The organism is Kitasatospora sp. NPDC096140 (assembly GCF_040303045.1).
Lineage (GTDB): Bacteria > Actinomycetota > Actinomycetes > Streptomycetales > Streptomycetaceae > Kitasatospora.
Window position 1 is genome coordinate 97,526 of sequence record NZ_JBEOUW010000033.1, and the last position, 7,063, is coordinate 104,588.

General features: G+C 72.0%; 7 protein-coding genes. 4 read left to right on the forward strand and 3 right to left on the reverse strand.

All coding sequences use genetic code 11. From position 1 onward, the window contains the following. Positions 1-104 precede the first annotated feature (104 nt). Together ABT048_RS29285 and ABT048_RS29290 are read left to right on the forward strand one after the other, a co-directional pair. Positions 105-1,856, forward strand: coding sequence for an alpha/beta hydrolase (locus tag ABT048_RS29285; RefSeq protein ID WP_350524546.1), 1,752 nt, complete (start codon positions 105-107; stop codon positions 1,854-1,856). Positions 1,857-2,100: 244 nt separating this feature from the next. Beyond that, the gene (locus ABT048_RS29290) at positions 2,101-4,248 is read left to right on the forward strand and encodes a bifunctional lysylphosphatidylglycerol flippase/synthetase MprF (protein WP_350524555.1); all 2,148 of its coding nucleotides are present in this window, start codon (positions 2,101-2,103) and stop codon (positions 4,246-4,248) included. Between the two features lie 41 nt (positions 4,249-4,289). On the opposite strand, the gene ABT048_RS29295 is transcribed toward ABT048_RS29290, so the two are convergent. From ABT048_RS29295 to ABT048_RS29305, 3 genes are all read right to left on the reverse strand, one after another. Then, positions 4,290-4,709: an arsenate reductase ArsC gene (locus ABT048_RS29295; protein WP_350524547.1), complete on the reverse strand. Its 420-nt coding sequence runs from the start codon at positions 4,707-4,709 to the stop codon at positions 4,290-4,292. 72 nt (positions 4,710-4,781) lie between these two features. Continuing rightward, the gene (locus ABT048_RS29300; protein WP_350524548.1) at positions 4,782-5,525 is read right to left on the reverse strand and encodes an aquaporin; all 744 of its coding nucleotides are present in this window, start codon (positions 5,523-5,525) and stop codon (positions 4,782-4,784) included. Further along, positions 5,522-5,905 (reverse strand): ArsR/SmtB family transcription factor, encoded by a 384-nt coding sequence (locus ABT048_RS29305; protein ID WP_350524549.1) that lies wholly within the window; start codon positions 5,903-5,905, stop codon positions 5,522-5,524. The genes ABT048_RS29300 and ABT048_RS29305 overlap by 4 nt, the downstream gene beginning before the upstream one ends. Before the next feature lie 87 nt (positions 5,906-5,992). Here ABT048_RS29305 and ABT048_RS29310 point away from each other — a divergent pair, with 87 nt between their 5' ends. After that, a complete protein-coding gene (locus tag ABT048_RS29310; protein WP_350524550.1) occupies positions 5,993-6,448 on the forward strand; it encodes an ArsI/CadI family heavy metal resistance metalloenzyme in 456 nt (151 codons plus the stop codon). A gap of 120 nt (positions 6,449-6,568) precedes the next feature. Beyond that, positions 6,569-6,847, forward strand: a complete 279-nt coding sequence (locus tag ABT048_RS29315; protein ID WP_350524551.1) for a hypothetical protein — start codon at positions 6,569-6,571, stop codon at positions 6,845-6,847. Positions 6,848-7,063: the final 216 nt, after the last annotated feature.

The following is a 7,063-nucleotide window of genomic DNA, read 5'->3' on the forward strand; positions in this document are numbered from 1 at the left end:
GACGTCGCCGTCCGGCAGACGCCACTCCGCCTCCCCGCCACCCGTCCACGGCCGGTCGGTCCCCCGAAGGTGTCTGCCGCCGAAGGCGGCGACGGGAGGTAGCCATGCTCAACGCACCGAAACCGCTCGGAGCCTCGTCGGCGGCAGCCCTGCTCGCCGCTTCCCTGCTCCTGCCCGCCACCGCCGCCCAGGCGCAGAGTCCCTCGCCGTCCACCACCGGCTCCCCCACGTCGACGACCGCGGTCCCCCAACTGCACTGGAGCCGATGCCCCGCCGCGCAGCCGGGAGACCCGAGCCTCGACGGCTACCAGTGCGCCACCATGACGGCCCCGCTGGACTACGCGAACCCGACCGGCCGCACGATCAAGCTCGGCCTCGTCAAGCACCTCGCCGGCGGATCCGCCAAACCGCTCGGCACGCTCTTCTACAACCCCGGCGGCCCCGGCGGACTCGGCTCGGTCTTCCTCCCCGCCGGCATCGACGGCTTCGGCCCCGATGTGCTCTCCACCTTCGACATCGTGTCCTGGGACCCGCGCGGCATGGGCGGTCTCAGCTCGCCGACCGTCCAGTGCTTCGACACCGAGGACCAGGAGGGCGCCCTCCTCTCCTCCACGTCCTTCCCACCCCTGACCAGCGCGCAACAGCAACAGTGGACATCCGCCTACGGGCAGCTCTTCCAGGCCTGCGCCGGGCGCGACGACGAGCTGCTGACCCATGTGTCCACCGCGGACAACGCCCGCGACCTCGACCTGATGCGCCAGGCGGTCGGTGAGGACAAGCTGTTCTACTACGGCACCTCCTACGGCACCTTCCTCGGCGCCACGTACGCCAACATGTTCCCGTCCAACGTGCAGCGAATGATCCTCGACGGAGCCGTCGACCCCACGGCGTGGGCCGACAACACCTCGCCGCTCAGCACCTTCGTCCGCGCCGGATCCGACCTCTCCACGGCGGCCGTGGTGCAGGACTTCCTCCGGCTGTGCGGGAACAGCACCACCCAGCAGTGCGCGTTCTCGGCCGGCACGCCCGACGCCACCAGCGCCAAGTTCCAGACCCTGCTCACCCGCGCGGGACAACAACCCCTCGTCGTCGATCCCTCGCAGCCGGGCGTCACCGACAGCGACCTCGTCGCGCTGATGACCAACAGCCTCTACGTCGTCCGACCCGTCCCCGGGTTCAGCGCCTTCCCCGGCTGGACCGGACTCGCCACACAGCTCCAGGCACTCTGGCAGGCCGGCACGACCAGTCCGGCACCGAGCGGCACCGCACCCGGCACGCAGTCACCGGCGGAAGCCCAGTCACCCACCGGCCCGCAGTCACCGGCGGGAGCCCAGTCACCGACCGGAGCGCAGTCGCCGACGGGACCGCAGTCGGCCGGCGGCGGAAGCACCGGTGCCGGCGGAAGCGCCGCGCCCCAGCCCTACCATGGCGTGGAGCAGCAACTCGCGGTCATCTGCGGTGAGAGCCCCAACCCCGCCACGGTGAGCGCCGCGATCGACCAGGCGCAGACCTCGCTGCGCCGGGCCGGGACCGTCAGCCAGAACTGGCCCTGGACGGCCTACTGCGTCAACTGGCCCGCCAAGGCCGCCTCCTCGTACCTCGGCCCGTGGAACAAGGTCGACACACCCATCGTGGTGGTGGGCACGACCGGGGATCCGGCCACGCCCTACGGCGACGCCCAGGCCGTCGCCAAGCTGCTCCCCGGGGCGCGCCTCGTCACCGTCAACGGCTACGGGCACACCGAGCTCTTCAACCCGAGCTCGTGCGCCCAGGCGTTCCTCTCCGGCTACCTGACCGGCGGCACCCTCCCGCCGGACGGCGCGAGCTGCTCGCAGAACGCCCAGCCGTTCCGCTGATACCCCGCAGCCCGGACCGCGCCGCCCCCGCCACTCCGATCCATGACCGGGGCGGCGCGGTCCGTACCGTCGGGAGCCGATGTCGGCGAGCGGCGCCCGCCGGGCTGGGCCAACCGGATTGGTCTACGCTGTGTGAAGGGCTGCCGGTCGCGCTCCAGCCCCGGCGGGACCATCGGCACGGAGGTACGAGGTGCCCGCAGACACGAGCCCGCGGTGGCGGCGCACCGGATCAGCAGTGACCGCGATGGCATCGACGGCCCGGCGGCTGCCCTTCACCACCGGAACGGCCGTGGTCATCCTGCTGGTGGGTCTGAGCCTCGGTGGCCTGTGGAACTCACTGTCCGACCGCTCCTGGTACCCGGACGTGGCGTACGGTCTGCCCTCCTTCGAGGCCGGCCGCTGGTGGACGCTGGTCACCGGGTCGCTGCTGTGCGCGACCCCCGCCGACTACCTGCTCGTCACGCTCGGGATCGTGCTGCTCGTCGGGCTCGCCGAGGCCCGCCTCGGCACCCGGTGGGCCGCGGCGACGACGATCGTCGGCCAGCTCGGCGCGGTGCTGCTGGCGGCCCTGCTGTTCCTGGTGCTGCGCCACGCGGACTGGGCCTGGGCCCAGGAGCAGGCGCGCGCCGTGGACGTCGGCCTCTCCGCGGGCGCGTTGTGCGCCGGAGCGCTGGCCTCCGCCGCCTTGCCCTCGCCGTGGCGGCAACGCCTGAGGATGGGCCTGCTCACGTACGTCGTCGTGTGGCTGCTCTACGTCGGCAGCCTCGTCGAGGTGGAGCACGCGCTCGCCGTCACGGGCGCACTGATCGCGACCCACTGGCTGAAGGTGCCCGGCGCGGCCCCGACCTCGGGCCGGCTCAGCCGGCGTGAGTGGCGGCTGCTGGCGGTCACCGGACTGGTCGTCATCGCGGCGATCCAGACGGTGGTCTGGCTGTCGCCGAGCCGCGGTCCGCTCGGGAACACCGAGGGCCAGGGCGGCTCGGGCTGGCAACTCCTGATCTCACTGGTGCTGATCGCCCTGCTGGTCAACGGGCTGCGCGGCGGGCGCCGGGCCGCCTGGCGCTGGAGCATGGCGCTCTGCCTGGCCAACGTCCTGCTGGGCCTGTTCGTGGCGGTGGCCTACGTCGTCGCCCACATCGTGGGTGCCGAGGTCACGGTCACGGGGGCGGCGGTCTTCGTGCCCGCGGCCGTCCTGTGGACTGCCGAAGCCGTCGTCCTGCTCGCCGGCCGGGAGGCGTTCCGGGCCAGACGCCCGCGCCGCAGGGAACGCGGGCACGCCCCGGCCACCCGCCCGCACCCCGCGGGCGCTCACGACCGGACCGCGGACACCGACCCGCAGGAGCGCGCCACCGACCTCCTGGTGCGTCACGGCGGCGGCAACCTCTCCTGGATGACCACCTGGCGCGACAACTCCTACTTCTTCCCCGACGACGAGGACGAGGGCTACCTCGCCTACCGGGTGCACGCCGGCGTCGCCGTCGCGCTCGGCGACCCGGTGGGCGCCGAGCGGACCTGGGCCCGCACCATCGCCGGCTTCGCCGACATGTGCGACCACTCCGGACTGGTCCCCTGCCTGTTCTCCGCCACCGGGCAGGCCGCAGGGGCGACCGGTCGACTGGGCTGGCGCTCCGTCCAGGTGGCCGAGGACACCATCATCGACCTGCCCGACCTGGAGTTCCGCGGCAAGGCCTGGCAGGACGTGCGCACCGCGCTGAACCGGGCCAAGAAGGACGGCGTGGAGTACCGGCTCGTCGCCCTCGCCGAACAGCCCCGCCCGGTCCAGTCCCAGGTCCGCGCGATCTCCGAGGAGTGGGTCGGCGACAAGGGCCTGCCGGAGATGGGCTTCACCCTCGGCGGGGTGGAGGAGGCCCTGGACCCGCGGATGTGGGTCGGCCTCGCGACGGACGGCGACGACCACATCCACGGCGTCACGTCCTGGATGCCGGTCTACGACGGCGACGGGAGCCCGCACGGCTGGACGCTCGACATGATGCGCCGCCGCGACGGCTTCCGGCCCGTCGTCGAGTTCATGATCGCCTCCAGCTGCCTGGCCCTCCGCGAGGACGGCGCCCGCTTCCTGTCCCTCTCCGGCGCCCCACTCGCCCGCACCGAGACCACCGAAGCCCCCACCGTGCTCGACCGGATCCTCGACCAACTGGGCGCCACCATGGAGCCGTACTACGGCTTCCGCTCGCTCCACGCCTTCAAGGCGAAGTTCCAGCCCCGCCACGAACCCATGTTCCTCCTCTACCGCGACGAGGCCGATCTGCCCCGGATCGGCCTCTCCCTGCTCCGCTGCTACATGCCCTCCGCCACGATGCGCGACCTGCTCAAACTCCCGGCGCACCAGGGCCGACCGGGGCACTCGACCAGCGCGAAGGCCGTGGGATGAGACCGCCCTACGCGGCGGACCACGGCCGACGTCGGAGGTGGTCAGGCGGTGGGCTCGATGCCGAGTTCGGCGAGCAGGTGGCGGATGCGCTGCTCGATCCGGTCGCGGATGGGGCGCACGGCGTCCACGCCTCGGCCGGCCGGGTCGTCCAGCGTCCAGTCCAGGTACCGCTTGCCGGGGAAGTACGGACAGGCGTCGCCGCAGCCCATGGTGATCACCACGTCGGACGCCTGCACGGCTTCGACGGTCAGCACCTTCGGCACCTCGGCGGAGATGTCGATCCCGGCCTCGGCCATGGCCTCGACCACGGCCGGGTTCACGGTGTCGGCGGGGGCGGAGCCGGCCGAGCGGACCTCGACCCGGCCACGGCCGAGGTGGGTCAGGAACGCGGCGGCCATCTGGGAGCGGCCGGCGTTGTGCACGCAGACGAACAGCACGGACGGGACAGCGGGAGAGCTCACGGGTTCTTCCTTCGAGCAGAGGCGGGGCAGGGCGGGGGGACGGGACGGAACGGGGCGGGGCAGGGCGGCGGTTCAGCGGCCGGTCGATGCGCTCTGGTGCTCGCCGTGCGGGATCACGATGTCCTCGGCAGCGGGTGCGGAGCGGCCGAAGAGCGCGAGGACCAGGGCACAGCCGACGACCAGGCCGACCAGCTGGGCGACGACGAAGCCGGGAACGGAGGCGGGTGCGATGCCGGCGAAGGTGTCGGTGAACGCGCGGCCGATCGTGACGGCCGGGTTGGCGAACGAGGTGCTGGAGGTGAACCAGTAGGCGGCGCCGATGTAGGAGGCGACCGCGACCGGGGCCAGGTGTGCGCGGCCGACCCGGGCGAGTCCGAGGACCAGCAGCACCAGCCCGGCGGTCGCCACGACCTCGCCCAGCCACAGGTGCGGCGCGGATCGGGTGTGGGCGGACAAGCGCACCAGCGGCTCGGCGAACATCGCGTCCGCCAGCACCGCCCCGCCGATCGCCCCGGCGACCTGGGCCGGAACGTAGGCGGCGACCTCGCGTGCTGTCGGCCCGTCGCCGCGGCGCCCGGCCCACCAGGCGGCCAGCGTGACGACCGGGTTGAAGTGCGCGCCGGAGACCGGGCCGAGCAGCGCGATCAGCACGCCGAGCCCGAACACGGTGGCCAGCGAGTTCGCCAGCAGCTGCAACCCGACGTCCTGGGAGAGCTTGCTCGCCTGGATCCCGGAGCCGACGACGACGGCGACCAGCGCGCCGCTCCCGGTGAACTCCACCGCCGCCCGGCGCCCGAGCGGGGCTGTCGCACTCATCTCGCACCTCCGGCGTCCGTGCCGACCGGGGCCTGCAGCAGGGCGGACAGCTTGGCCAGGGCCGCCGGGAGCACCCAGTAGTAGACCCAGGTCCCGCGCCGCTCGGAGCCCACCAGCCCGGCCTCGCGCAGCACCTTCAGATGGTGGGAGATGGTCGGCTGGGACACGTCGAACGGTCCGGTCAGGTCGCAGACGCACGCCTCCCCGCCCTCGTGTGAAGCGATCAGCGACAGCAACCGCAGCCGTACCGGGTCCGACAGCGCCTTGAACATCCGCGCCAGGTCCACGGCGGCCTCTTCGCCCAGCGGCTCGCGCACCATCGGCGAGCAGCACACCGCGGCCTCGTCCTGCCCGAGCACGACCAGCTCTGAATTCGACATACGTCTATGTTGACAGCCATCTAATTGTGGAGCAAGCTCGCTGTATCGACAGGTGTCGAATCAAGACCTCGGATCGGGGAGACCACCATGTCCCGTGTTCAGCTCGCCCTGCGCGTCGCCGACCTCGAAGGCTCCATCGCCTTCTACACCACGCTCTTCAACACCGCGCCCGCCAAGCGCCGCCCCGGCTACGCGAACTTCGCCGTCGCCGAGCCCCCGCTCAAGCTCGTCCTCATCGAGGGCGAGCCCGGCGAAGACACCCGCCTGGACCACCTCGGCGTCGAAGTCGAGACCACCGAGCAGGTCACCGCCGCCGCCACCCGCCTGAAGGACGCCGACCTGGCCACCTTCGAGGAGACCAACACGACCTGCTGCTACGCCCTCCAGGACAAGGTCTGGGCCACCGGCCCCGGCAAGGAACCCTGGGAGGTCTACGTCGTCAAGGCCGACGCCGACACCCTCGGCAAGAGCGCCGACAGCACCCCCGACACCGGCTGCGGCACCACGGCCTGCTGCACCCCCGACGAGCAGGCACCCGCCTGAGGTCACCATTCGACCGGACCACACGGGGGACTGACGGTGGCGAAACAGGCGAACTCACCCAGTACCAGGACCGTGAGGGATCCTTGCCCACGTGCTCACAGTGCAGAGGACTACGTGCCCGTGACCGTCGACGTCCTGGCTGACGGTGAGCCCGTCATCGCCGAGGCCGATCAACGGCTACTACTGGCCCAGGGGCTCACGCTGGCCCTGCACATCTGCCACCTCGGCCGCTCGACCGAACCTCCACTGCAGATCCGATGCATCGTCAGCACAGGTACCACCAACAGGACCTTCCGCTTCCACCGCATCCGCGCCGGCCAGCGATGGCACCATCCGGACCTGGACGGGTACACGCTGGAAAAGATGATCGTCATCGACACGGGCTCGCCGAGTTCCTGACCTGACCCGCCGAAGCCCCGTCCTCCCGCAGAAAGGGAACCGCGGCAACCGTCGCATCGAAGGCAGCCGGCTCGGCAAGCCGCAGCCCGAACCCGCTCGGGTCGACCACACTCGTCCCCTCAGAGGGTGTTCGATAGGGGATTCCCCCCAACTGTCCGGCTTTGACTCGCGCGGCGCGGACTCGGTTCCAGGATCTCGTGGCGGCCGGGTCCGTGT